The sequence below is a fragment of the Bacillus sp. AFS053548 genome (assembly GCF_002575105.1).
GTDB lineage: Bacteria > Bacillota > Bacilli > Bacillales > Bacillaceae_G > Gottfriedia.
This window is the reverse complement of the sequence record NZ_NUHI01000003.1, coordinates 126,366-150,930: the sequence shown is the minus strand read 5'-3', so window position 1 is coordinate 150,930 and position 24,565 is coordinate 126,366. Positions and strand designations below refer to the sequence as shown.

General features: G+C 31.8%; 22 protein-coding genes and 1 pseudogene. 2 read left to right on the top strand and 21 right to left on the bottom strand.

Annotation, left to right across the window (positions count from 1 at the left end; translation table 11 throughout):
• Positions 1–274 precede the first annotated feature (274 nt).
• Positions 275–1,189 carry a DMT family transporter gene (locus tag CN946_RS01505; protein WP_098859603.1) on the top strand — a complete coding sequence of 305 codons (915 nt, stop codon included), beginning with the start codon at positions 275–277 and terminating at the stop codon, positions 1,187–1,189.
• Positions 1,190–1,887: 698 nt separating this feature from the next.
• Here the strand turns inward: CN946_RS01505 and CN946_RS01500 are convergent.
• Positions 1,888–2,469: a MerR family transcriptional regulator gene (locus CN946_RS01500; protein WP_098859602.1), complete on the bottom strand. Its 582-nt coding sequence runs from the start codon at positions 2,467–2,469 to the stop codon at positions 1,888–1,890.
• A 601-nt stretch (positions 2,470–3,070) separates the two neighbouring features.
• Positions 3,071–6,241, bottom strand: a complete 3,171-nt coding sequence (locus CN946_RS01495; RefSeq protein WP_098859601.1) for an ATP-binding cassette domain-containing protein — start codon at positions 6,239–6,241, stop codon at positions 3,071–3,073.
• Positions 6,242–6,552: 311 nt separating this feature from the next.
• Here CN946_RS01495 and CN946_RS01490 point away from each other — a divergent pair, with 311 nt between their 5' ends.
• Positions 6,553–8,154, top strand: a complete 1,602-nt coding sequence (locus CN946_RS01490) for a glycoside hydrolase family 10-like protein (protein ID WP_098859600.1) — start codon at positions 6,553–6,555, stop codon at positions 8,152–8,154.
• Between the two features lie 63 nt (positions 8,155–8,217).
• Here CN946_RS01490 and recQ read toward each other — a convergent pair whose 3' ends face one another.
• From recQ to CN946_RS01400, 19 genes and pseudogenes are all read right to left on the bottom strand, one after another.
• Positions 8,218–10,329 carry a DNA helicase RecQ gene (gene recQ, locus CN946_RS01485; RefSeq protein WP_098859599.1) on the bottom strand — a complete coding sequence of 704 codons (2,112 nt, stop codon included), beginning with the start codon at positions 10,327–10,329 and terminating at the stop codon, positions 8,218–8,220.
• 41 nt (positions 10,330–10,370) lie between these two features.
• Positions 10,371–10,811, bottom strand: a complete 441-nt coding sequence (locus tag CN946_RS01480) for a YaiI/YqxD family protein (RefSeq protein ID WP_098859598.1) — start codon at positions 10,809–10,811, stop codon at positions 10,371–10,373.
• On the bottom strand, positions 10,795–11,511 hold the full coding sequence (locus CN946_RS01475) for a pseudouridine synthase (RefSeq protein WP_098859597.1): 717 nt from the start codon (positions 11,509–11,511) through the stop codon (positions 10,795–10,797). Before CN946_RS01475 ends, CN946_RS01480 begins: the two co-directional genes overlap by 17 nt.
• Positions 11,512–11,593: 82 nt before the next feature.
• Entirely contained in the window at positions 11,594–12,097 is a 504-nt protein-coding gene (locus CN946_RS01470; RefSeq protein WP_098859596.1) for an ankyrin repeat domain-containing protein, read from the bottom strand.
• A gap of 2 nt (positions 12,098–12,099) precedes the next feature.
• The gene (locus CN946_RS01465; RefSeq protein WP_098859595.1) at positions 12,100–13,044 is read right to left on the bottom strand and encodes a 5-oxoprolinase subunit C family protein; all 945 of its coding nucleotides are present in this window, start codon (positions 13,042–13,044) and stop codon (positions 12,100–12,102) included.
• A gap of 4 nt (positions 13,045–13,048) precedes the next feature.
• The gene (locus CN946_RS01460; RefSeq protein ID WP_098859594.1) at positions 13,049–13,807 is read right to left on the bottom strand and encodes a 5-oxoprolinase subunit PxpA; all 759 of its coding nucleotides are present in this window, start codon (positions 13,805–13,807) and stop codon (positions 13,049–13,051) included.
• On the bottom strand, positions 13,794–14,537 hold the full coding sequence (gene pxpB / locus CN946_RS01455) for a 5-oxoprolinase subunit PxpB (RefSeq protein ID WP_098859593.1): 744 nt from the start codon (positions 14,535–14,537) through the stop codon (positions 13,794–13,796). Before pxpB ends, CN946_RS01460 begins: the two co-directional genes overlap by 14 nt.
• Positions 14,524–15,141, bottom strand: a complete 618-nt coding sequence (locus CN946_RS01450; protein ID WP_098859592.1) for a pyroglutamyl-peptidase I — start codon at positions 15,139–15,141, stop codon at positions 14,524–14,526. The genes pxpB and CN946_RS01450 overlap by 14 nt, the downstream gene beginning before the upstream one ends.
• A gap of 261 nt (positions 15,142–15,402) precedes the next feature.
• On the bottom strand, positions 15,403–16,359 hold the full coding sequence (locus CN946_RS01445; RefSeq protein ID WP_098859591.1) for a LacI family DNA-binding transcriptional regulator: 957 nt from the start codon (positions 16,357–16,359) through the stop codon (positions 15,403–15,405).
• 93 nt (positions 16,360–16,452) lie between these two features.
• Positions 16,453–16,848: pseudogene (locus tag CN946_RS01440) on the bottom strand (DUF2199 domain-containing protein).
• 1 nt (position 16,849) lies between these two features.
• The gene (locus CN946_RS24070) at positions 16,850–16,975 is read right to left on the bottom strand and encodes a DUF2199 domain-containing protein (RefSeq protein ID WP_483295361.1); all 126 of its coding nucleotides are present in this window, start codon (positions 16,973–16,975) and stop codon (positions 16,850–16,852) included.
• A gap of 260 nt (positions 16,976–17,235) precedes the next feature.
• Positions 17,236–18,081, bottom strand: coding sequence for a protein-glutamine gamma-glutamyltransferase (locus tag CN946_RS01435; protein WP_098859608.1), 846 nt, complete (start codon positions 18,079–18,081; stop codon positions 17,236–17,238).
• A gap of 110 nt (positions 18,082–18,191) precedes the next feature.
• Positions 18,192–18,470, bottom strand: a complete 279-nt coding sequence (locus CN946_RS01430) for a hypothetical protein (protein ID WP_098859590.1) — start codon at positions 18,468–18,470, stop codon at positions 18,192–18,194.
• Between the two features lie 377 nt (positions 18,471–18,847).
• Positions 18,848–19,876 (bottom strand): Gfo/Idh/MocA family protein, encoded by a 1,029-nt coding sequence (locus CN946_RS01425; protein ID WP_098859589.1) that lies wholly within the window; start codon positions 19,874–19,876, stop codon positions 18,848–18,850.
• 41 nt (positions 19,877–19,917) lie between these two features.
• Positions 19,918–20,886 (bottom strand): sugar phosphate isomerase/epimerase family protein, encoded by a 969-nt coding sequence (locus tag CN946_RS01420; protein ID WP_098859588.1) that lies wholly within the window; start codon positions 20,884–20,886, stop codon positions 19,918–19,920.
• 25 nt (positions 20,887–20,911) lie between these two features.
• Positions 20,912–21,628, bottom strand: a complete 717-nt coding sequence (locus CN946_RS01415; protein ID WP_098859587.1) for a ThuA domain-containing protein — start codon at positions 21,626–21,628, stop codon at positions 20,912–20,914.
• A gap of 43 nt (positions 21,629–21,671) precedes the next feature.
• Entirely contained in the window at positions 21,672–22,418 is a 747-nt protein-coding gene (locus CN946_RS01410) for a sugar phosphate isomerase/epimerase family protein (RefSeq protein WP_098859586.1), read from the bottom strand.
• Between the two features lie 17 nt (positions 22,419–22,435).
• On the bottom strand, positions 22,436–23,515 hold the full coding sequence (locus CN946_RS01405) for a Gfo/Idh/MocA family protein (protein WP_098859585.1): 1,080 nt from the start codon (positions 23,513–23,515) through the stop codon (positions 22,436–22,438).
• A gap of 75 nt (positions 23,516–23,590) precedes the next feature.
• On the bottom strand, positions 23,591–24,454 hold the full coding sequence (locus tag CN946_RS01400; RefSeq protein ID WP_098859584.1) for an AraC family transcriptional regulator: 864 nt from the start codon (positions 24,452–24,454) through the stop codon (positions 23,591–23,593).
• Positions 24,455–24,565: the final 111 nt, after the last annotated feature.

Below are 24,565 nucleotides of genomic sequence, written 5' to 3'. Positions count from 1 at the left end.
AACCTTTTATGAGGAAGTATATCTCACCTTATTGTCACTTTTCTTCCTCATGAACCCTTTATGAGGAAGTATATCTCACCTTCTTGCCTTTTTACTTCCTCATGAACCCCCTATAAGTTAGTAAATCTCTTCTTCCTGACTTTTTCTCTCAAGAATATCCTATGAGAAAGGTATTACCTGATCCATGATTTATTCGATTGATATCACACTAAAGTTTAGTATATACTTATTTGACAGAATATTGAAATTAAACAAGGAATGGACGTGATACATATTGGGGAATTTGGCAGTAAATAAAAAAGCGACAATTAGTATCATTATTGCAATGGCTACTTTTGGCACAGTAGGTTTCGTCGCTCCTAAAACAGGCCTAAAAGCCATTGATTTAGTTTTTATTAGATGTGTTTTTGCAAGTATTTTTTTATTTTCAGTTTGGTATTTTTCAGGATTAGCTAAAAAAGAAATATTTAATAAAAAAGATATAAGTCTTTCATTATTTAGTGGGATCCTATTAGTTTTGAATTGGGTATTTTTATTTAAATCATTTGAAAATTTATCAGTTACAATTTCAGTTTCAATTTATTACTTAGCTCCCGTTATTTTATTCTTATTAGGTAGTTTAATATATAAAGAAAAAATTACGGTTGTTCCTTTACTTGGAGTTTTAAGTAGTTTTATCGGCTCAATTCTTTTATCCGGTATTAATTCTGATTTTACACTTGATAAATTCCTTTCGTCTGGTGTCATTTGGGCATTTCTTGCGGCAATCTTTTATGGATTATTAATGATTGTGAATAAAGGGATTACACAAACAAGTTCATATTTTACGACTTTACTTCAGACAACATTAGGGTTTCTACTTTTAATTCCATTTGTTAAATTTGATTCTTTTCAAAACTTGCATTTAGCAAACTGGAGTTTTATTTTGATTATTGGATTTGTTCATACAGGCGTTATCTATGCATTATTCTTTGGTAATATTCGATTTTTACCTTCTAATATAATAGCTGTGTTAACATTTTTAGATCCTGCAGTGGCAATTGTGTTAGATACAGTCATAACAGGATTTAAACCAACACCAACACAAGTAGTTGGAATTTTTATGACATTTTTAGGTATCGCTTTAATACTGCTACTGAATTCACCGAAGAAGGTATCACAAAATTCAAATGAAAAAATTGCAAATTAACGATTCATTCAGTTAAAAAGAACTTTAACTTCATTGTCAAACTGTACTAAAAGGACTATAATGTAGTCATAAAGAATATACTAAAAAGGGATGTGCTGCGAACACACCCCTTCCGAGTAGTAATTGGTAAAGTTGCTTTCCTCGGATCCAGTGAAGAAATAATCACCACAACCATTCGAGGGGTAGGGTGGTTATTTTTTTTTGCTAATAGAAATGATAATACCGATTATGCTTAAGATTACAGTTGCAGTTATTCCAACACATTGAATAATTAAATTTGCAATCTCATAACCAGTCACATTCTCACCTCCCTTCTTAGCGAAGAAAGGCACCTACCACAACCCTACTCTACCTAATTTTACCATAAGTATATTCAAAACACCAGAATGTATGTTCTATTTTTATAATATTTGATTACAAGCCATTTCGTCTATTCATGAAGAGTAATCTAACCTCAACTGTATTTTTTGTACCTAATAAGGGTACTAGAATAATGGGTTAATGAAAATCCATCATTCCTGAAGAACGATCAATTAAAAACAAGTTTACATAATAATTTCTGATAAATAAAAAAGAACACTTGTTTTAAGTGCTCCCTAATTTCTGCTATTAATTATTAAGTGTAAAATTCCATATAAGATCGCTATTATCATTCCAACGACAAAAGCAACGCGAAATCTCTAGAATGTAATATAAGCTCATATTTCGAAATACCATTTTTTTAATTCTTCTATTTTTTCACTTACTTTCTTTCGTAATGAATTCTTTTCTTGAGTGGCTGCCGTTTCTAATAACAGTTGTTGATCTTGTTTTCTTTGTTCTCTCCATTCTTCTAACAGTAAGCTAGTCTGCTTTTCTCGTTGCTTTAATACTTCTTTATGTTGTAGATCCATCTTTTTAGAAAGTCTTTCTTCCATTTCATTCATTAGTTTTCCAATTGTTTGCAACTGGTGTTCATTGTTTATCTGTATTAGGTGCTCTGTTAAGTTTAAAGACTTTTCTTCGACTATCATGTCAGTATGAGGTATTAATCTATTGGTTTGTTCTTTTATCATTCTCGCAGACTTCTCTAACGTCATACCATCATGCTTACTTAATTCAATTAGTTTTTCGAAGATCAAGACATCATAATTTGAATATTGTCGATGTCCTCTACTATTCTTCTTGATTGTATAACCAACATTCTCTAAGATGTCCTGATACTTTCTGAAGGTGCTTGGTTTCAACTCCAACTGTTCTCTTATTTGAGTACTAGTTAATATTACATCTCCGTCTATCATGCCCCTCACACTCCTTACAATGCTTATATTCTATACTGGCATGCTATCTCCTTTTTGCATTGAAAAAGGTTTATCGAATTTAGCATCAGAGTTTATTGAAAGAGAAAGATTTGATGAGCGAATATATGAATTTTTATAAAAGAGGACCACTACTTAAGTGTGATTCTCAATTTAATTTCTATTATCGTAATTTATTAAAAGTAGAAATATAATAAAAAACTCATTTGTATTTTTAACAAATGAGTTTTTAGTTCAAATTAATATGAAAATACAATATTTTAGTTTAAAAGATAGGTCATCAAGAATATTACAAATACTGTTAAACCCGCTGATATTTTTAAGTTCCTACCTAAGTTTAAATGATTCATCATATCTCCTACTTTCAAAAAAATATTGTTGTTTTAAAAATATATTTTTAGAAAATTCGTTTTTTCCTACAGATTAATCTTACTAAGTACACTGTTTTATTACCATGTATAAAGTGTGAACATTATTCTATGAAAATTTCTCAACAATTTTACCTGTTATATTGACACATATATTTTAATCCACAAAATAAAAAACTCATTTCAAAACGATCTTGAAAATGAGTTTTTTATTGTTAATTATTTTGAATCAAACATTGATAAACTGCCATCATATCACGTTTATTAAGTTCTCTTATGCGATTAAATATCGGTATATCTTTAACTTCCTCAGTTAGTTGGTTTTCAGGAACTATTTCACTTACGTTACCAGTGAGCCATGTTTGAACTGCAATACCCTCAACAAGCTGTTGACGTCCACTCTCATTGATTCCACTAGCTAAACAGCTAACACAAGGTATTGTTAATTTATATACTCCGTCATGTAAATTATCTTCTGAAATTACTTTCTTTCCTTTACAGAACGGACAAGGGTTACTCGCTTTTACTTTATTAATTAGAGTAACGATTTTTTTATAACCAAATGCTTCATAAACATATGTTAGCTTTTTGAATTTACCATTTGTAAAATATTTGTCTATAATGTCTTCTTTAGTCTCAAATATATCTTTAAAATCAGTAATCGTTACTAAGTTTTTATTACTTACTTCTTCAATATTTGTTTCAACACGATCCCAAAATGGTAAAGCGTTTTGTAATACTACTTCATATCCAACGAAGCTTGCTTGTTTTATTTCTAGCATTTTTAAAGCAACCTGTTGTTCTCGAGATAGTAAAGAAACTTCAACTGTTAATGTTGTTTCTCCGCCAACAATTGATTTTATTTCTTCTAGGACTGTTAGCTGGCCAACTGTTTTAATTACTTGATCTATAGGCTGATTGATGATTTTACGAATATCAAATTTGCCAAACATTAATTTTTTGTGGTGGTTTAATACGGTACCTTCGCAAATAGGACATATAATTTGCTCTTTAGAAGCCTTCATTGGTTCTTTGATAGCCGATTTTGAAATTGACATATATCGTCCAATAATCGTATTAAAGCCTTCCCATAATCTTTGTGTCTTTCCAGCTTTATCATAAAAAGTTTTTTCATAGTATCCATATAAAAAAGTATGCATTTCTGCTTCTGACAACTCATTAAAGCTTTTACTAATGTCTTGACCAAGTTCATTTTTTATTTCATCAAATAGGAATTGTAATTTAGGATATTGGTAATATTTTAAAACTTCCATTACATCTGAATGTAATAAACCTTCCCAGAAAGGTACTGTTTTATCTTGTATGACTACATCAATATCAAACTTCTCAATTACTCTACGGCCAGAACAAGATGGACAATGATTTTCTTGGTTATAAAAGTCAAAACTTCTTGTATCCTTATTAGTCGGATGTGAAGCAACGATTTGATTGATTAGTCCGCCGATCTCATATAAAAATGTATATTGACTGTATAAATGTCTTTCTAAATCAATTGCAATAACAGGAAGAATAGCATCAGATTCATATTCTCCATAAATAAGTCGTGCCATCGAAGATAGACTTTTTAATATTCCACCTTTATAAATGTTTTCTGCATTTTTGAAATAATTTATATTATTTTCTTGTAAATATTGAACTCCCTTTTGTACTTTAAGTGATGATGAAATTTGCGCCTGAGGCTTTTCATATTCCTGTTTTATCTGATTAAAATAATCATCATGATTTACAACATCAAGATGTTCAACTGGAGTAATCTTTCTTTTCCCAAAATCAACAATATAATCCGAACTTTCTAACATGTAAGCATTATGTTCAATCATCATAATAGAAATTGATTCATCTTTTAGAATTTCTCGAACACTATCAATAAATTGATTTAATATATTTTGTGATAATCCTTTTGAAGGTTCATCAAAAATGAATAGTGTATGAGGGTTTCTTACATTAGAAAATAATTCAGAAACTAAATGTACACATTGAAATTCACCAGTTGATAGTGTTTGTGTTTTTCTTTCTAGCGTAAGATAGCCAAGACCAAGTTTGATTAACAAACTTAATCGCTTATGTGCAATGTCTTCATTCGGTAATTCTTCAATAATATCCTCGATTGAACGCAGGAAAATATCATCTATTTCTTCACTATATTTTGTTAACTTTCTTTTTATATCTAAGAATGTAGCAACTGTTGATCGGCTTGTAATCGATTGGTTTCGATCCTGACCTACCATCACTAATTTATCTTTTGGGTATCGTTTTAAGAAGTCTTTTGACATACATTCATTTACTAGAGTAGATTTACCGCATCCAGATTCGCCAGTAAATGTTACTATTCTATTTTTAGGAATTAGTATTTCTTGAATTTGGATATTACGACAATGAAGATCTTTAAAATCATAGAACTCATTTGGCAATGTCTCGTTTCTTTCGGGGTAAGTCGGTTTAGGTCGTGGAGATTCTTCAACAATTTTCCCGCCGTATTTACCACTTCCAGGTCCGAAAAATACTTGATCATCTGTTGCATCTAGCACAGTATCGGAATGGTCAATTAACCATATTTGATTTTTAAATCCTAATTCTTTTATCTCGTCTAATATTCTTTTTAAAGTATCATGGTCAAGACCTACCGAAATTTCATCGATGATAATAACAGTATTTTCACTAGTTGCCATAAATTCGCCTAAATAAAGTCGAGTTATTTCTCCACCTGATAATGTTCCAGTAATTCGATTTAGGGATAAATAGCCAATATTCATTTTGATTATATTGTTTAGTAAATGCTGTTTAGCTTCACTTATTTGTAATTCCTCTGCTAGTGATAAGATTGTTTCTACACTTAAGTTATTAATATCTGAAATAGAATGTGGACAATCAAATAACTCAATTGTATATTCTTCAATTTTTTTATTATAACGGTTTCCTTTACACTTTTTACATTCAATATTTTTTGTAATGCCGCGGCCTTTGCAATCCGGACACCAGCCTAATTCATTATTAAACGAAAAAACTTCTGGAGAAAGATTAAACTTTTCTGCAAGACTTACACGTATGTCCTTAAAAACACCTGTATGTGTTCCAAGTGTTGATCGTGGATTGGTAGAAATGGAAGATTTGCCTAGGAAAAGTACTAATGGCATTTCTTCCATCTTAATCGCACTAAAATTTGTTTCCATTAAGTTAGGGAATAAATATTGATATTCGGCCTTTGGAAGTAAAGACACTAGACGTTTCTTTGACTCTTCACCAATTGTTTGACAAAAAGTTGTCTTACCAGAACCAGATAATCCAGCAATTCCCAATGACTGATTCTCAGGTAAAATTGCATCTAATTTATTAATATTATTTGCAATTAATTGATTAATTTTCAAATTCTTATCCTCTCTTGTCTCGTGAAATTTGAATAAATGTATGCTCTTTCCTTATATGAACTTTTATTAATGCAATTATACTTACAATCAATATTTTACCAATTTAAGACAATCCAAGCTATAGATCCTGAATGTTAAAATGATTTATATTTAGGGATTTCACAAAGGTATCAAATACCGAAATTTAATTTCTTAATTTTTTAGATTTTTTTGAAATTTTATTTCAAAAGTTATAGACAATACTTTCCATTTTTGGTAGTTTTATATTATGTAAGCGCTACTAATTTAATAGAAGGTAAGGTGGAACACTTATGAAGAAAAGAAAACTTGGAAAATATGCGATTGCTGCTACAGTAGGCGCATCTCTATTATTTCAACAAATTCAAAATGTTCATGCTGAAACTACTTCACAGTACTCAGTCCCGCCTAAGCATGAGCTGCGAGCAGCTTGGATTGCATCAGTTACAAACATAGATTGGCCATCAACTACTGGCTTGTCTGAAATGCAACAAAAATCAGAGTTTATTAAACTATTAGATGATGTGGAAAAAATGGGAATGAATTCAGTTGTTGTACAAATTAAGCCAACCGCTGATGCTTTTTATCCTTCTGAATATGGTCCATGGTCTAAATACTTAACTGGTACACAAGGTAAGGATCCAGGCTATGATCCGCTTGCATTTATGGTTGAAGAAGCACATAAACGTAATATTGAATTTCACGCTTGGTTTAATCCGTATCGTATTACAATGCCACGAACAGCACCAGGAAATGCTACTTTAGAAGATTTAAATACTTTAGCAGAAAACCATCCTGCAAGAAAACATCCTGAATGGGTAGTCCCTTATGGAAAGCAATTATATTTTGACCCAGGTAATCCTGATGCACGTCAATTTATTCTTGATGGGATTATGGAAGTTGTAAAAAAATATGATATCGATGCAGTTCACTTGGATGATTATTTTTATCCATATCGTATCGCAGGTCAAGAGTTTCCAGATCAAACCTCGTACGAAAAATATGGTAAACAAAAGTTTGCTAATATTGAAGATTGGCGACGAGACAATGTAAATCAGTTCGTAAAAATTCTTCATAATTCAATCAAAAAAGAAAAAACTTATGTTAAATTTGGAATTAGTCCTTTTGGAGTTTGGCGAAACATAGTAAAAGACCCTACTGGTTCAAATACAACTGCTGGTCAAACAAATTATGATGATCTATTTGCTGATACAAGAGAATGGATTAATAAAGATTACATTGATTATATTACTCCTCAAATCTATTGGAATATAGGATTTGAAGCTGCAGCATACGATACGCTAGCAAATTGGTGGACAAAGGAAGTTAAGGGTAAGAATGTTGATTTATATATTGGACAAGCCGATTACAAAATTAACGCTAACAATGAGGCATGGGCTCTACCTGACGAATTACCAAAACAAATTGCATTAAATCGTACAATTCCTGAAATCAAAGGTAGTATGCATTTTTCAATTAAAGACTTAAATCGAAATCCACTTGGTATAAAAGATCGTTTAAGTCAAGACTTATATAGTACAAAGGCATTAATTCCTTCAATGCCATGGTTAGATAACAAAGCTCCAAAGAAACCAAAATTTGAAAACGCTCTTCGTACAAAAGATGGAATCCAACTTACTTTGAATACCCATCCTAATGATCAAGATGTTTCATATTATGTTGTCTACCGTTTTGATGGATTACATAAAAATAGCATTGATGATCCAAGAAACATCTTAACTACTGTTCGTAAATCAGAAGATGGCAAAACAACATATTTAGATACAACAGCAAATATAGATAAAGACTACACGTATGAAATAACTGCTGTAGATCGACTTCATAATGAAAGTAAAGAAAGTAATCAAATAAAGGTTAAGGCTAGTAAGAAATAGGTAAAATAAAGAGCTTCCCATTTAATATAGGAAGCTCTTTTACTTTAGTTCAAATAGTTTATATTATGTTGCAGATTTCATAATTACTGCTTTAATCATGAAATAAGTAATTTCAGTAGGTAATTCATCTTTTATAGGTCTAAGTTTTTCGCTCCCAACTGTATTAATTACATCTTTAATTTGTTTTTCAATATCATTAGGCACTACTTCATCCCAATCAAAATGATCATCTTCCATTGCACTTTGCAGAATATGGTTTTCAACAGTAGTCGTATTTAATCCTCTCTCTTTTGCAATTTCAGAAATAGTAAGTCCATTTTGATAAGATTCGTATGATATTTTGTGTGAAGGTACTTTATTAATGGTTGTCGCTTTTGGTTTTGTTGTCTCTAGTTCAATATGGTTTTCTTCTTTATACTTCTTGATTACTTCTATAAATTGATGACCAAATTTTTGTTGTTTTTGCAATCCGACACCTTTTGTTTGTAGGAATTCTTCATCAGTTGTAGGGAGTAATTTACATAAATCTCGTAAAGTACTATCTGCAAATACGACAAATGGCGGTACACCAAGTTCTGTAGCAATTTCTTTACGTAAACTTCGAAGTTGATCAAATAAATCATTATCAACGTTTCTTATTTCAGTAACTTGGATTTCTTCTTTTTTCATTACGTTTATTTTATTTAGTAGAACTTCTCTTCCCCTATTTGTTACAGTTAACAATGGGAATTTACCGCTAGTAACGCCAATAAATTGTTCCGATGTTAAATAATCAATTAAATCTCCAACACTTTTTAATGTACGAGTTTTGAATAAACCGTATGTCGTTAAAGTATGAAAATTTAAGTCTATTAATTTTTTATTCATTGATCCTGTTAGAACTGACGCAACCATCGTTTTACCAAATCTTTCGCCCATTCGAATAATGCATGATAAAACGATTTGAGCATCAATTGTAATGTCTATTGAAGTTCTTTGATCAATACAATTACTACATTTACCACAGGAGTGGTCAGTTTCATCCCCAAAGTATTTTAAAATAAATGCCTGTAAACATGTTTCGCAATAACTGTAATCCTTCATTGATTGTAGTTTTGAAATTTCTTGTTTTAGACGATTATGTTCAAAGGTAGATTGTTCAATTAAAAATCTTTGAATTTGAACATCTTGCGCAGTGAAAAGTAAAATACATTCACTTTCTAATCCATCTCGCCCTGCTCTTCCAGCCTCTTGATAATAGCTTTCCATATTTTTAGGCATTTGGTAATGGATTACGTATCTAACATTACTCTTGTCAATTCCCATACCAAATGCATTTGTAGCGACCATTACGCTAATATTATCTTGTAAAAATGCATCTTGTTGATTTGACCGCTCTGCATCGCTTAATCCTGCATGATATTTACCGACAGAGATCCCAAGGTTTCTTAATTTATTCGTAACATTATCTACTTCTTTTCTAGTTGCGGCGTAAATAATACCTGATTCGTTTTTATTTTGTTTTATGTAATTACAAATATAATCTAATCGATTTTGACCTCTAATGACTTTAAATGACAAATTCTCTCTTTCAAAGCCTGTAATGATTGTCGTTTCCTCGATTATTCCTAATTGATTACATATATCTGATTTAACTTGAGGAGTTGCCGTCGCAGTAAGTGCCAATATAGTTGGGTTAGTAGGCAATTCTTGTATTAAGTTTTTTATACGTAAATAACTTGGTCTAAAATCATGTCCCCATGACGATATACAGTGTGCTTCATCTACTGCTACAAGTAAAATTGGCAATCTTTTTAATTCATTAATAAAGCTTTCTGATTCTAATCTTTCAGGTGCAACATATAGAATTTTGTATTCACCATAACTTAAATCCATCATTCTTTCATTTACTTCATTATAAGAAAGTGAACTATTAATAAATGTGGAAGGAATACCTACTTGATGCAATGCATCTACCTGGTCTTTCATTAAAGAGATTAATGGAGAAATGACGAGGGTAACTCCTTGGAGAATTGTCGCTGGAATTTGATAACAGATCGACTTTCCACCACCTGTAGGCATGATACCAGCTGTGTGCTTTCCTGATAAAACTCGTTCAATAATTTGTTCTTGTCCAGCTCTGAAATTTTCATATCCAAAATACTTTTTTAAGTTTTCTCTTGCAAGTGTTAACATGCTTGCCTCCTTTTTTATTTTATTTATACAATTCTATTTTACTATAAAGAAATTGAAGAAAGTAATTTTCTTAAACCGTTTTCGAAATTTGCATTATCAAGCTTTTGACGTTTTTTTGGTCCCTTCACACGTCCACCTGCATTTCGAATTTTCTTTGAAACATATCGAGTATGTAAAAGTGAATCAATATTTTCATTTGTATATTGAAAACCGTTTTGATTTAATACATAAGCTTGCTTTGATAAAACCATTGCAGCAAGACCATAATCTTGGGTAATAACGAGATCTCCGTTTACAACTCGATTTACTAAAGCAAAATCAACTGCATCCGCACCTTGTGAAACAACGATTGTTTCAGCGCCCTCTCTTTGCATTATATGGGCAGTATCACATAATAAAAGAACGTTTACCTTAAATTCTGCTGCAATATTAATTGTTTCTGAAACTACTGGACAGCCATCTGCATCAATTAAAATTTTCATTTGATTCTTCCTCTTTCAATTGTTCTTTTAATGTAAATAACTCTTTTTCTGTTAATTTTCTCCATTTACCTATTTCTAGATTTTCCATATGGATATTCATAATTCGAATTCTCTTTAATTTAATCACTTTAATTCCAAAACTTTTTGTCATTTTCCGAATTTGACGATTTAAGCCCTGCGTTAAAATAATACGGAATGTATATTCATCTATTTTTTCAACTTTACATTTTTTTGTTAAAACAGTTCCTATAAGTACTCCATTTGACATGCCATTAATAAAATCTACATCAATTGGTTGATCGACTGTGACTATATACTCTTTTTCATGTCCATGTTCGCTATGTAAAATTTTATGTGCAATAGGTCCGTCGTTTGTAAGGATGATTAATCCTTCAGAATCTTTATCTAATCTACCTATTGGGAAAAGTCTCTTTGGATAATTGACAAATTCAATTATATTACCTTCTACAGTTTGTAATCCTGTACAAGTAATTCCTACCGGTTTATTTAGAATGATATAGTCTTTTTCACTTGTTAAGTAAATCACTTCATCATTTACTTGTACAAGGTCGTCTTCTTCTACTATGCTATTTTTTTCAGCAGTTAGTCCGTTAATTTTAACCTGTCCCGAAGCAACCAATCGTTCTGCTGCTCTTCTAGAACAATACCCAGATGCACTAATATAAACATTAATTCTCAATACTTATTCCCTCTTTACTAGTCTTTCTTTTATCATAACAAAAAGTGCTGTGACATAACAGTCATCACAACACTACTGATTTTTATAAAGTTACTTCTTTTATAAAATTGATAAACGCTGAATTACCACGCTCTTCAGCAATTTCTATTGGGGTTTTACCAGAATTATTAGCTTTAATTTCAGCACCTTTTTTTAACAAAAGATCAGCTATAGACGTATTGCCTTCAAATGCTGCGATATGTAATGGAGTGTGCCCTTCACTGTCGCTAATATTAGGATTTGCTCCATTCGTTAAAAGAAAATCGATCACTTCTATTGACTTAGAACCTGCAATTGCTGCATGGAGAGCTGTGTTTTGTGGAATAAATGAAAGCTTTGAGTGAGAAAGTGCATTGATCTGAGCACCATTTTTTACTAAAGTTTTTACAACTTCATATTGACCGTAATGTGCTGCGATTCCAAGTAATGTTAACCCATGCTCATTTTCTTCATGAATCAAATTTGGTTGTTCTCTTATTATTTCAATTACAATTTCATTTTCGCCTTTTTCTGTCACATCAAATAATTTTCCAAGTAATTTTTCCATCGTTATCTCTCCTTATTTCTACATTCAATTTGTAAATAGTTTAAAAATAAATGAAGCTTTTTATTTAAAAGTCTCGAATCATCTACATCTACTGGTATTAATTGAATTGTATTTCCTTGTTGCATTTGTACAAGTTTCCAAAGGTCTGAATAAATTATTGTACCTAATGTTGCATATCCGCCTGTAGTTTGAGAGTCTGCTAGTAAGATAATTGGTTGACCAGTTGGTAGTACTTGAATCGTTCCAAAAGTAGTGCCTTCTGATAGAATATTTGAATCAAACGGATTTAAATTAGCATTTTTTGAACTTAAATACATTCCCATTCTATTAAAAGTACCAATTGTAAGAGGTTCAGATAAAATTTGTGTTTTTATATGGTGAGGTATTTTCTCAAAATGACTACTTTTTATAAAATGAACCAAATTATGCTTAGGATAGATTGGAATATACTCATGTTTCAGTCCATTTTTCACTAGTTTATAAGAAGTATTTGAACCATAAATTATTGTACCTTTTTTAGGGATTAATCCAAGAGAAGCAGCCTCATACGATGACTGACTTTCGAAATGAGATTCACTTTTAATTCCGCCGGGTATCGATATATATGAATAAACACCAGTATTTCCCCCGTTAAAAGTCAAAATCTCTCCTTTTGTTATGTCGATTATTTTATTCATCTCAACTAATTTACCGTTAATTGTAGGTTTCAAATTCCCACCTGTAATGACGATTGAAAATTGATTTAATGCTTTTAGGACAGTACCACCAATCGCAATTTCAATACTAGCTGCGTTTAATTTATTTCCTATTAATAGATTTCCAATTTGATAAGCTAACTTGTCCATGGCACCAGAAACAGGTATACCTAAATGTCTAAAACCATACCTTCCATTATCTTGAATTGAAATTGATACACCTCTTTGTAAAACTTCAAAAAACTCTTTCAAAGTATTACGCTCCTCTTGACTTAACAAGAATGTTATTCTCACTAAATACTTTACGTAATTCCATCGCTAATTTAATTGAAATATCAGAATCACTATGTATACAAATGGTATCAGCTTGAATTGGAATAACTTTACCGGTAATTGTTGATACGGTTTTGGTTGTTACAATTTGGAGTGCCTGATTAATGGCATCCTTCGTATTGTGATGAACCGAGTTTAATTGATTACGAGGGACTAATAAACCATCATCACCATATGCTCGATCTGCAAATACTTCTGAAGAAAAAGGAATATTCATTTCAATCGCTGCTTCTATTAATTTGCTATTTGCTAGTCCATATAAGGTTAGTGTATGATTGAAGTCTTTCATTGCTTTTGTAATCGCTAAAGCGAGTTTCAAATTTGTAGCTGCCATATTATAAAGTGCACCATGAGGTTTTAAATGATGAAGTTCAACTCGGTTTACTTTGCATACCGAATAAAGTGCACCAATCTGATAGAGAACTAATTTATAAATTTCATCTTCACTGAAATTCATTTCTCTCCTACCAAAACCAAGTAAATCAGGAAAACTTGGATGCGCTCCAATTGATAAATTATACTGTTTTGCTAATTTTACTGTTTCATAAATTACAAACGGATCACCTGCATGAAATCCACAAGCGATATTGGCTGAAGTAATATGTGGCATAATTTGTTCGTCATTTATTTTGTAATTCCCAAAACTTTCACCTAAATCACAGTTTAAATCAATATGAATCAATAAAACGCACTTCCTTTTTAATTGAATAGTTATCCTCTTTCACTAGCTGATCAATCTCATTAAATGCTTCGATATTAATCTCAAAAAATTTTACTAAATCTCCAGGTTTAAAGTTTTCTGTGCCATTATCTTTCGTTGAAAATATTGAAATTGGAGTACGTCCAATAATATTCCATCCACCTGGAGATTCAAAAGGATAAATCCCTGTTTGATTTCCGGCAATCCCAACCGAACCCTTTAAAACTGTTTTTGGCTTTATTAGTCTAGGAGTTGATAGTTTAGGGTTTAATCCGCCAAGATAAGGAAACCCAGGTAAAAAACCAATCATATAAATGGGATACATTTTTTCTAGATAAAGTTGTACTACTTCTTCAGTACTTAGTTTATTTTGCTCTGCTACTTTTTGAAGTTCGGTTCCAAAAGTTGAACTAAAACAAATTGGAATTTCATAAATAGTACGCTCTCTGTTAATTTTAGAACGATTATAACGATTAAAATGTAACTTTATTTCTTGGTTTAATTCCTCGTATGAAAAGTTAATTGAGTCATAAAAAATTGTAATGGAATGATAAGATGGTACGACTGCTGTTATTTTCGTCATTAATTTAGTTTTTAGATATTCTGAGAAAGCATGTACTAGATTATTTGTTTCCATTGAAATCGAATCACCTAAATAACATACTAAGCCAGAGCAACCTAACGGAAAAATATCCAATTTAGTGCTTATCATTTAGAATAATCACTTCGATTGCAAGCTTTATAGCATCTGTCAAATCAGTTTGCGACCAACTTGGCAACTTCTGATCAATTACAGCCATTTCATGTGAAGCTGGAATATGAATAAAGCCACTCGGAATTCGCTTGTTTATTTTTTTTAATTCATTAAGCATTTGATACATAACGTTATTACACAAATAAGTACCTGCAGAATCAGATATTTCAGCTGGAAATTTGTGATTGTTTAATTCATTAACAATTTTCTGAATTGGAAGCGTTGAAAATAGTCCATCCGGGCCTTCTGGATCAATTTTTGCCCCTTCATATTTATTCCCTTTATTGTCCGCTGCACCATCATTGCAATTTATTGCGATCCGTTCTGGCGTTATTTTAAATCTACCACCTGCTAATCCTAATGAGATAACCGCCGATGGGTTGTACGTATGAAACAATTTTATTAACTCATTACCCGCTGTACTGAAATCAACAGGTAAAACTGCCCCGATAATTTGAAACCCTCCAACCTCTTGATTATTTAACTCTTTCACAATTTCTTCAGTAGGATTAATTGAAAAGTTCAGAAAAGGTTCAAAACCTGTTAACAATAATGTGTTCAAAAGCACTCAGTCCTTTGGTAGTATTTATATAGTTCAATATTTCGACATGTTTAGTTTAATTTCCTTTCCTACGATTAAAAGAGGTTGAATTCTACGGTTTGTTCTTTTAAATTAAGTCTTCTGTTCAATATTGACTACTAAATACTGTATTTTTTCACTTTGTAGAATCTGGTACGGTATGTGAAATTTTCAGTATTAGACAAAAAAAAGAAACTTAAAACCTCTCTTTTGAAGAGAAATTTAAGTCTCTTTAAGTAAAACTTAAGAAGAACCACCAACAGTTAATGAAACTTCAATTTTCTTATTCTCAACGACTTCGTTAGAAATAAGTTTCAATATATTTTTAGCCGCTAATGAACCCCAATCAAATGTTGAATAAGATACTGTACTTAATCTTGGTGATACAAATTGTGATAATTCAATATTATCAAAACCTACAATAAAAACATCTTTACCTACTTTGTAATCTGTATCTTGAAGATAGTTATAGATCCCAATTGCCATTTCATCATTCAAACAGAAAATTGCACTCGGTTCATTATAGTATGAAAAGATTTGTTGTGCTGCTACTTCTCCTGAATCTTTCATAAAATTTCCGCCGATTTCAATTAACTCAATTTCAGGATAATTTGCTAATTCTTCTCTAACACCTTCCATACGTTTACTTGAATCGTATGATCCCTCTGGCCCTGTTACAGCATATACTTTTTTGACATCATTTTTAAGAAGTTCTTTAATCGCTAACTTAGCTCCGCCATTATTATCTAATAGAACTCCTTTAATATTGTTGTGCTGTAATTCTCGATCCATCACTACCATTTTATAGTTTTTTTCAGCATAATCTAAAAGTTCTTCATCTGAAAAGGCCTGATCTAAAATGATTCCACCATCAATTACTTTTTCAAGTAAAAGTCGACGTGATTGCACACCAGAACAAGCAATCAATTCATACCTTTTGTCGTTTAAAGCTTGTCTCATTCCTCTTAATAGTGGTCCGTAAAAATAACCTCCATAATCAGCCAAGAATACCCCGATAATTTTTGTTTCTTTAACCTTCAACATCCTTGCCGCTGCATTAGGAACATAACCTAACCTATTTGCGATCTTCATGATTCTGCTTCGAGTTTCTTCTGTTACTTTTGGACTTCCATTTAATGCATATGACACCGTTGAAATGGAAACTCCAGCTTCTTTGGCAATATCTTTTATTCCCGCCATCCCATATCCCCCATTCTATGTATACCAAAAAGCCATTTTTTCTATTTTTTCTTTTATCACAATTTGGATGAAACGGTCCAGTCCCTATATGCTTTATATCCGTGTGGTCCCTCCCGAATCACATAATTCTTCTGCGATTTGCATAATTCGTTCTAATGTTATACCTTTTCTTTGTTCTAATGCTAATGGGTGTTTAGTTGGCTCTAATTCTATGACAGGACACAAACCAACACTTCTTGTGTGTACCATAGTTTTTAAATTAATTGTGTCTGGATAACTAGGAATATTTGTCGATAACCATCCAAATATAGGATCCAATTTTTTTCTCTTTTAGGATCATCCCAAAAATCTTGTTTTATCGAAGTTCTCTTCGCTTAATGAAACCCATACATCCCAAATAAATTTTTGATTTGTATTGATAATAGGAATTTCAATATTTCCACGAATAAAAAAATACTTATCATCAATTATGCATTGATCATCGTTCATTTCAACAACGACTTTCCTGCTCGTCAACCGGAATTTCAAAAAAATAGTCAGGAACTGAACTTCCATAACTCATCGGTAACTCTTTATGATATTTTCCACAACATTTGCATACAAACCCATTATTCATGTGATTTCCCCCAAATACATTAACTAAATTAATAATAAACTATCTTTTACTAAGTTGAGAATCATTTATACAATTAAAGTGCAAAAATATTGACTATGCATCCTCTCAAGTTTTAGCTTAGTTATACATTAAGTAATTCAGATAAAAAAAAAATATTAGGGCATAAATTAATGGAATTATAAAAAGAGTGAGGTTTAGGCAAATAAAACACTCTGCCATGACCTCACTTTGGTTTTGAATAATTTTATTACAATTGAACATCACGTAAAATAATTCGTAAAGTAATTTAACAAATACTTATAATGATCAAATGAAATCGAACTTTCATTATGATGGACTACTATATTCTTATATTTATTATTTGAGTGATCTCGTTGCCAATTCGATAATGCCGCCAAATTTTTAAAGTTCGGTCTTGTAACTGAATTAGTCAGGTAGGCTGACCGATATGCTCCTGGCCATCTCATTTTATTCAGGGCAAAAATCATTTGTTCGGCTGTCAATATTCCTAATCCATGTCCAAAATAAGTACCATCTCCTAGAACTACTGCATTTTCCCCTCTCCACTCAGGGGTGAGTGGATTAAACTCTGGATTATTAAAATATACGATATCTCCAGGTAAAATTCGGTCAGAATACTGGGCACCTATTCCTAAGTCAGAATCAGTATGCCAGCCGTATAAATAGATGTTTTGAAAAATTTGATTAAATAAGTTTTCACCAATTAGATTTAGGACCGCATGGTAATAAATAATGACCATTGCCGTTGCACATTCAAACGCATAATATGAACTATTAATGTAAATATCATTAATTGCGTCAGAAGGTCTTACACCTCTCCTCAATAGGAATCCGCCAGTTCTCATTAATTGCCAGTACATTGGATTACAATAAGATTTTTCAAATACTGCAAACTTGATTCTATTTTGAAACATAGCTATTGCACTTAAAATTATGTTATTTCGCAACATACCCTCAAACTCATCAACAGATCGAAATGCATATACCGTCGGTTCTTCATTCATCCGTTGAATTATCATTTTTACAATACTGTCAGACGGACCCGAGTCAATTTGTTGAATGGGCATTCCCGAAAAATGATTCATAATATACCTCTTTTCAACATCAAGTATTAGTTTTCCATGTATACCCATCATATTCAATCACCGAATTTAAGTGTATTTTCGTCGAAGAACCTATAATAAATCATTAAAATTTATGAAGAAAATAAAACAAAACGGATAATTGACAACCTAACTCGCTGCCCATTATCCGATTCATTCATTAGGTGATATTTAAAAGTTACTTCATAGTTAACAATTGCAAATTCAAAATTTAATCTTTCAAGTTTTTTTGGAAGGACTGGATCAATTACTAAATTTTTATCAATATGAAGAATACCTAGACTATTCCAATTTAGTTGATTTATGTAAATTCCAGGACAGCTCGAATAGATTCTCCGTCCATCTTTTACGGATACTTTACCATTATTCAAACCAGCAAATTGTTCTTAAGCTTTATAACGATTAAATTTAATTTCTTTTTTAGTATGTTCTAGTAAGCTTGTTTTTCTTGAAGTAAATCTAAATATACTCATTTCGGTAAATGAAATTTTTTCTGCCCATTTAGAATCTTATAAAATATCGAAACGTTTCTCCTGATTATAGTTAAAATTATATGCTTTTTCATAAATGAAGATCAATCAATTTTCTTAAATAAACATGATAAAATTAAAAACTTCTAATATTTCAATTAGCCATTGAATACAGTGAGAAAATAAAAAAAGTAAACGACATGGAACATAACACTCCACGTCATTTACTATTTCATAATCTAATTATTAAATTATTGGGGATAATATAATAGATTTATTTATAAATAGATCCTCTCTTTTTTCTTACCTGATTCATAGATTGCACAAATCATTTTTTGAGTTTTCACCGCTTCTTCACCAGTAATATGTAACTGAGAATGATCATTTAATGATTCATAAAAATTATTAATCTGTTTTACATGACTAACGCCCCAATATCCTTTCGCACCATTGCCATAATCAAAGGTTTCATTTGGATTGTTATCAGCAATGAACTCTCTTCCATCTTTTAAAGAGACTACTCCTCGGTCAGCAACCATTTTAGCAAGTCCATTTTCACAATGCAGCTCAATTGTAACTGGTGCATCATAAGAATAATAGTTTATTGTATGAAAAGCAGTAACTACACCACTTCTATACTTAATAACACCTTCTGCACAATCTTCAACTTCAATCATTTCATGTGCTCTATTACTAATTGTCGCGTCGACATATTCAATTTCATCATCAACGAACCATCTCATTAAATCCATCGTATGAATAGCTTGGTCAATGATTACCCCGCCACCTTCTTTTTCCCAAGTCCCTTTCCAATCACTAGTCAAATAGTACTCGTCAGAACGGTCCCATGTTACTGATAGTTTTCCAGATTTTATTTTACCTAAAGTACCATTTTGTAACATTTCTTTAATTAGAACTGATCCTGGATTATACCTATTTTGGAAAATGACACCTAATGTTACTCCATTATTTTTTGCTGTTTCTACCATTTCTTGTGCATCAGAATAATGAATAGACATTGGCTTTTCCGTAAGAACATGGATTTTTCGCTTTGCGGCTTCAATTGCAACCGGCGCATGTAAATAATGCGGTAAACAAATATGGATAACATCTAAATTTTCTTTCTCAAAAAGCTCAAGATAGTTTGTATAATAAGTACATTTGAATTGTTCAGCTTTCTCTTTTGCTCGCTCTTCTTTAATATCACAAACCGCTACCAATTCTACATTATCTCTTATGAAAGCAGGTTGTGCATGCATTAAAAAAATATTTCCACAACCAATAATCGCAACTCTTAATTTTTCCATTCTTCCACCAACTTTTTTTGGATTGGTTACCTAGTCTTTTATCAAGTCCACCACATTTGTGATGGCTCTTCATTTATTAATACAGACTGTAAGTTTTTTACAGCACGTGAAAAACCTTCTTCAATCGACATGATCGGGTCTTCATGTTCAATACTAACGACATAATCATATCCAAAAGTACGTAATGCACTCATCATATCGGACCAATCTTTCAAACTATGTCCACAACCTACTGATCGGAATGTCCAAGCTCTTGTTTGAACTTCACCATATGGCTGCATATCAGTTAAACCATACATATTTACATTATCTTGATCGATATAAGTATCTTTTGCATGGAAATGATGAATCGCATTTTCTTTTCCAAGTATTTTAATCGCTGCAACAGGATCAATCCCTTGCCACCAAAGATGACTAGGATCCAAGTTAGCACCAATTGCATCGCTAGTTTCTTTGCGCAATTTTAATAATGTATATGGAGTATGAACTAAAAAGCCACCATGTAGTTCTAGACCAATTTTCACTTGATGATCTTCCGCAAATTTGCCCATTTCTTTCCAATAAGGAATTAGCTTTTCTTCCCATTGCCACTTTAGTACATCTCTATACTCATTTGGCCAAGCAGTTACAGGCCAGCTTGGAAACTTTGCTTCTTCATGATCACCACTTGTTCCAGAAAAACAATTTACAACTGGTACACTTAATAGCGAAGCAAGTTTAATCGTTTTAGCAAGAACATCATGTGATTCCTTCGCAAACTCTTTATCAGGTGATATTGGATTACCATGACAACTAAAAGCGCTAATCATTAATCCACGTTTTTCAACTTTTTCAATATATTCTTTTCTTAGCTGCTCACTTTCTATTAAACGATCTAACGGACAATGTGCATTACCAGGGTAACAACCAGTTCCTATTTCAACAGCCTTTAATCCGGAGTCTGCAACTTTATCAAGCATTTCTTCAAATGATTGATCCGCAAATAATACCGTGAATACCCCTAATTTCATCTTTTTCTCGCTCCAATCTATTATTTTACGTTAATGCCTCTATGGCCTCTTTATGTCCATATGAAGGATAATTTCTTTTTGATTTATTCGCCCAATTTACTGCATTAATGATAATTTTTTGAACTTCTTTATGATGATAAGTTGGATAAGTTTCATGACCTGGTCTGAAATAAAAGATTTTCCCATTCCCTCTTTTAAATGTACAACCACTTCTAAATACTTCCCCACCTTTAAACCAGCTAACTAAAACTAACTCATCTGGGGTTGGAATATCAAAATGTTCGCCATACATTTCTTCTTTGTCAATCTCGATATATTCACCAATACCATCTACTATTGGATGAGACGGATCGACAACCCATAGTCTTTCCGTTTCCGCTGCTTCACGCCATTTTAAATCGCAGCTAGTACCCATTAATTTTTTAAAAATCTTTGAAAAATGACCAGAATGTAGGACAATTAACCCCATACCTTGCAATACTTTTTCATAAACTTTTTGAACAATTTGATCTTCCACATCATTATGTGCAATATGTCCCCACCAAATTAATACATCAGTATTTTCTAGCACTTCATTCGTCAAACCATGTTCAGGTTGCTCTAATGTAGCCGTCCTAGTATCGTACCCTGCTTCATTTAAGAAAGTAGCAATGGTTGTGTGTATTCCGCTTTGATAAATGCTTTTTACATCTGGATTAATTTGTTCATGTCGATTTTCATTCCAAATCGTTACCTTTACCATATGACTCACCCATCTCTATTTTTTTACATTGTTTAATAGCTTCTTAAGCTTCAGCTAAAATCATTTTTAAGTTATTTAATCCAATTTCAACACTTTCTAATTGTGGTTTAGTAAACGCTTCTTGCTCAACAATTAACCATTCGGCTGAATTTAGTTTTGCTTGTTGTACAATTCCTTTAATATTCATAATTCCATTTCCTACTTCGGTACTTTCCTCTTTGGATGGAGCCATATCCTTCACATGAATTAATGGGGTTCTTCCTTTATACTTACTCATGAATTCAACCGCATCTACACCAGCAAATTCTAACCAATAAGTATCCAACTCTGCTTTTAAGAGATTAGTTGGAACCAAGTTGAATAAAATATCAAGTATATATTCGCTTTCTAATCTGACTAATTCATGAGCATGATTGTGATAAACTAAAGATATTCCTGCTTCAGCTAGCTTCTTACCTGACTGTTGTATATGTTCTGCAAATTCTTTCCATTCTTCTAAACTAGTAAAATTTACCCAAGGGCATACAACGTATTTGTTTCCTAATTCTTTTTCGAAAGCAATAACATCATCAATGTGATGAATAATTTGTTCTGCACTTACATGGGCTCCTGCTATCTTTAACCCTAGTTTGTTTAAAACAGATTTTATTTCCGAAGCATTTTTGCCATAGTATCCCGCGAACTCAACACCGTCATAACCCATTTGCGCTACTTTTTCTAAAGTACCGTAAAAGTCGATTGCTGCATCCTCTTTTACACTCCATAATTGTAAGGCAATTGGTAGTGTCATTTATTTCATCTCCTATACTAATTATTAAAATATACCGGTTTCTTTGATTTTGAAGATTCGTAGATTGCCTCTAAAATTCGAGTTACAACTAATGCTTGCTCAGGTTTAACAGTTGGTTCTGTATCATTAATAATACTGTCGATCCATTGTCTGGCTTCTAATACTTCAGCGGAATCGGTTGCACCTTCATAAAAAGCTACGCCACCAGTGTTTATATCAATTTTTTTATCGTAAAGTCGCCCATATGCTTCCCCATTAATTCTGAGGCCACCTCTCATATCAGCTCCACCTTCAGTACCACAGAGTGTAGTTTGAGCTTCTCCTATTTCAAGAGTGTTTAAAGCCCAGCTCGATTCTAGGATAACGGTTGCACCATTTTCCATTGTAATAAAACCAAATGCAGAGTCTTCTACTTTAAATTCCTTTGGATCCCAAGGTCCAAAAGCATTTGCAGCGTTTTCTTTATGAGATAATTCGTGGTAAACGTTTCCAACTACAAATTTAGGTTTATAATTATCCATCAGCCATAATGTTAAATCCAAAGCATGAGTACCAATATCAATTAATGGTCCGCCACCTTGCTCTTCTTCATTTAAAAATACGCCCCATGTAGGTACCGCTCTTCTTCTAATCGCATGAGCTTTTGCAAAATAAATTTCACCTAATTCATTATTTTTGCAAACTTCGCTTAAATATTGTGAATCGTTTCGAAAACGATTTTGATATCCAATCGTTAATTTTTTTCCTGTACGTATAGACGCTTCTACCATTGCTTTTGCTTCTGCTGAAGTTTTTGCCATTGGCTTTTCACACATAACGTGTTTACCTGCTTCTAAAGAATCAATCGTAATAAATGAATGTGATTTATTTGGAGTACAAACATGAATTACATCAATTGATTTGTCTTCTAATAATTCCTTGTAATCTATATATGTCTTTGCTTCTTCAACACCAAATTGTGCCTTCGCTTTAATAGCGCGTTCTTCAATAATGTCACAAAAAGCAACCATTTCTACTTGATCTAATGCTGCTAAGCTTGGCATATGTTTACCATTAGCTATTCCACCACAACCGATTATTCCTACTTTTAATTTCATTTGAAAACCTCCGGAAATGTTATTTACATTTCCAGTTTATAGAAATAATTCATTTGAGTCTTCCTTACACCTTGCCTAAAACTTCTCAAATATTGTCTTTTTTTTATATTGGGTTGGGGATAAACCAACCTCATTTTTAAATAATCTGTTAAACGTTTTCACATTAATGAATCCAACATTATAAGCAATTTCTGTAATTGGTAAATCTTCATTAAATAAATACCATTGAGCCTTCGTTATTCTGTATTGATTTACAAAATGACAAAATGTAGAACCAGTGTATTTTTTAAAAAACTTTGCAAAATATGTATTTGTAAAGCCGATATAATTCGCAACATCATTTAATGTAATATCATTCATATAATTCTCTTCTATAAAATGAAATATTTTTTCTAATTTTAAAAGACTAGCCTTCCTATTAGGGTAGTTAAGCTTATTATTTTCTGTATGAGGTAGATCTCGATAGATTAGTAGTAAAATATCATATAATCTAGCTCTAATCGCCAATTCGTAACCATCTTTTTTATCAATATATTCACTTTCAAGTTCTTTTAAATAGCTAATCATTTTCTGTTTAACTTCTACATTCCATAAAACACTAGATTTTTGAATACAATTAAACAATTCAATTAGTTCCATATTATTTTTTTTCAAAAACTGTACATCTTCGAAAATAGTAAAATCAAATTGCACGACCAATCTCATACTATTTGGTGAAGATAAAAAATAATGAATGTCACCACTATTAATGATATAAAATTCTCCTTCTTCTAAATGAAGTAACTCATCGTTAACACCAATCTTTAAAATGCCTTTTTGTACATAAATGATTTCGACGAGTTTATGCCAATGATGACCAACTAACGTCAATCCATCATTTGAAAATAAACAAAATGGAAAATTCCGATCTAGTCTCCTTACTTCAAGAGTGGCGCTCATTCCTATTCCCCCTGTACAACTATTCTGACTATGTATTCATTTTACATTAACATTAATAATAGATTTTTTCATAGAATTACCATTTTTATAATTAGAAAATAAAAAGATGCT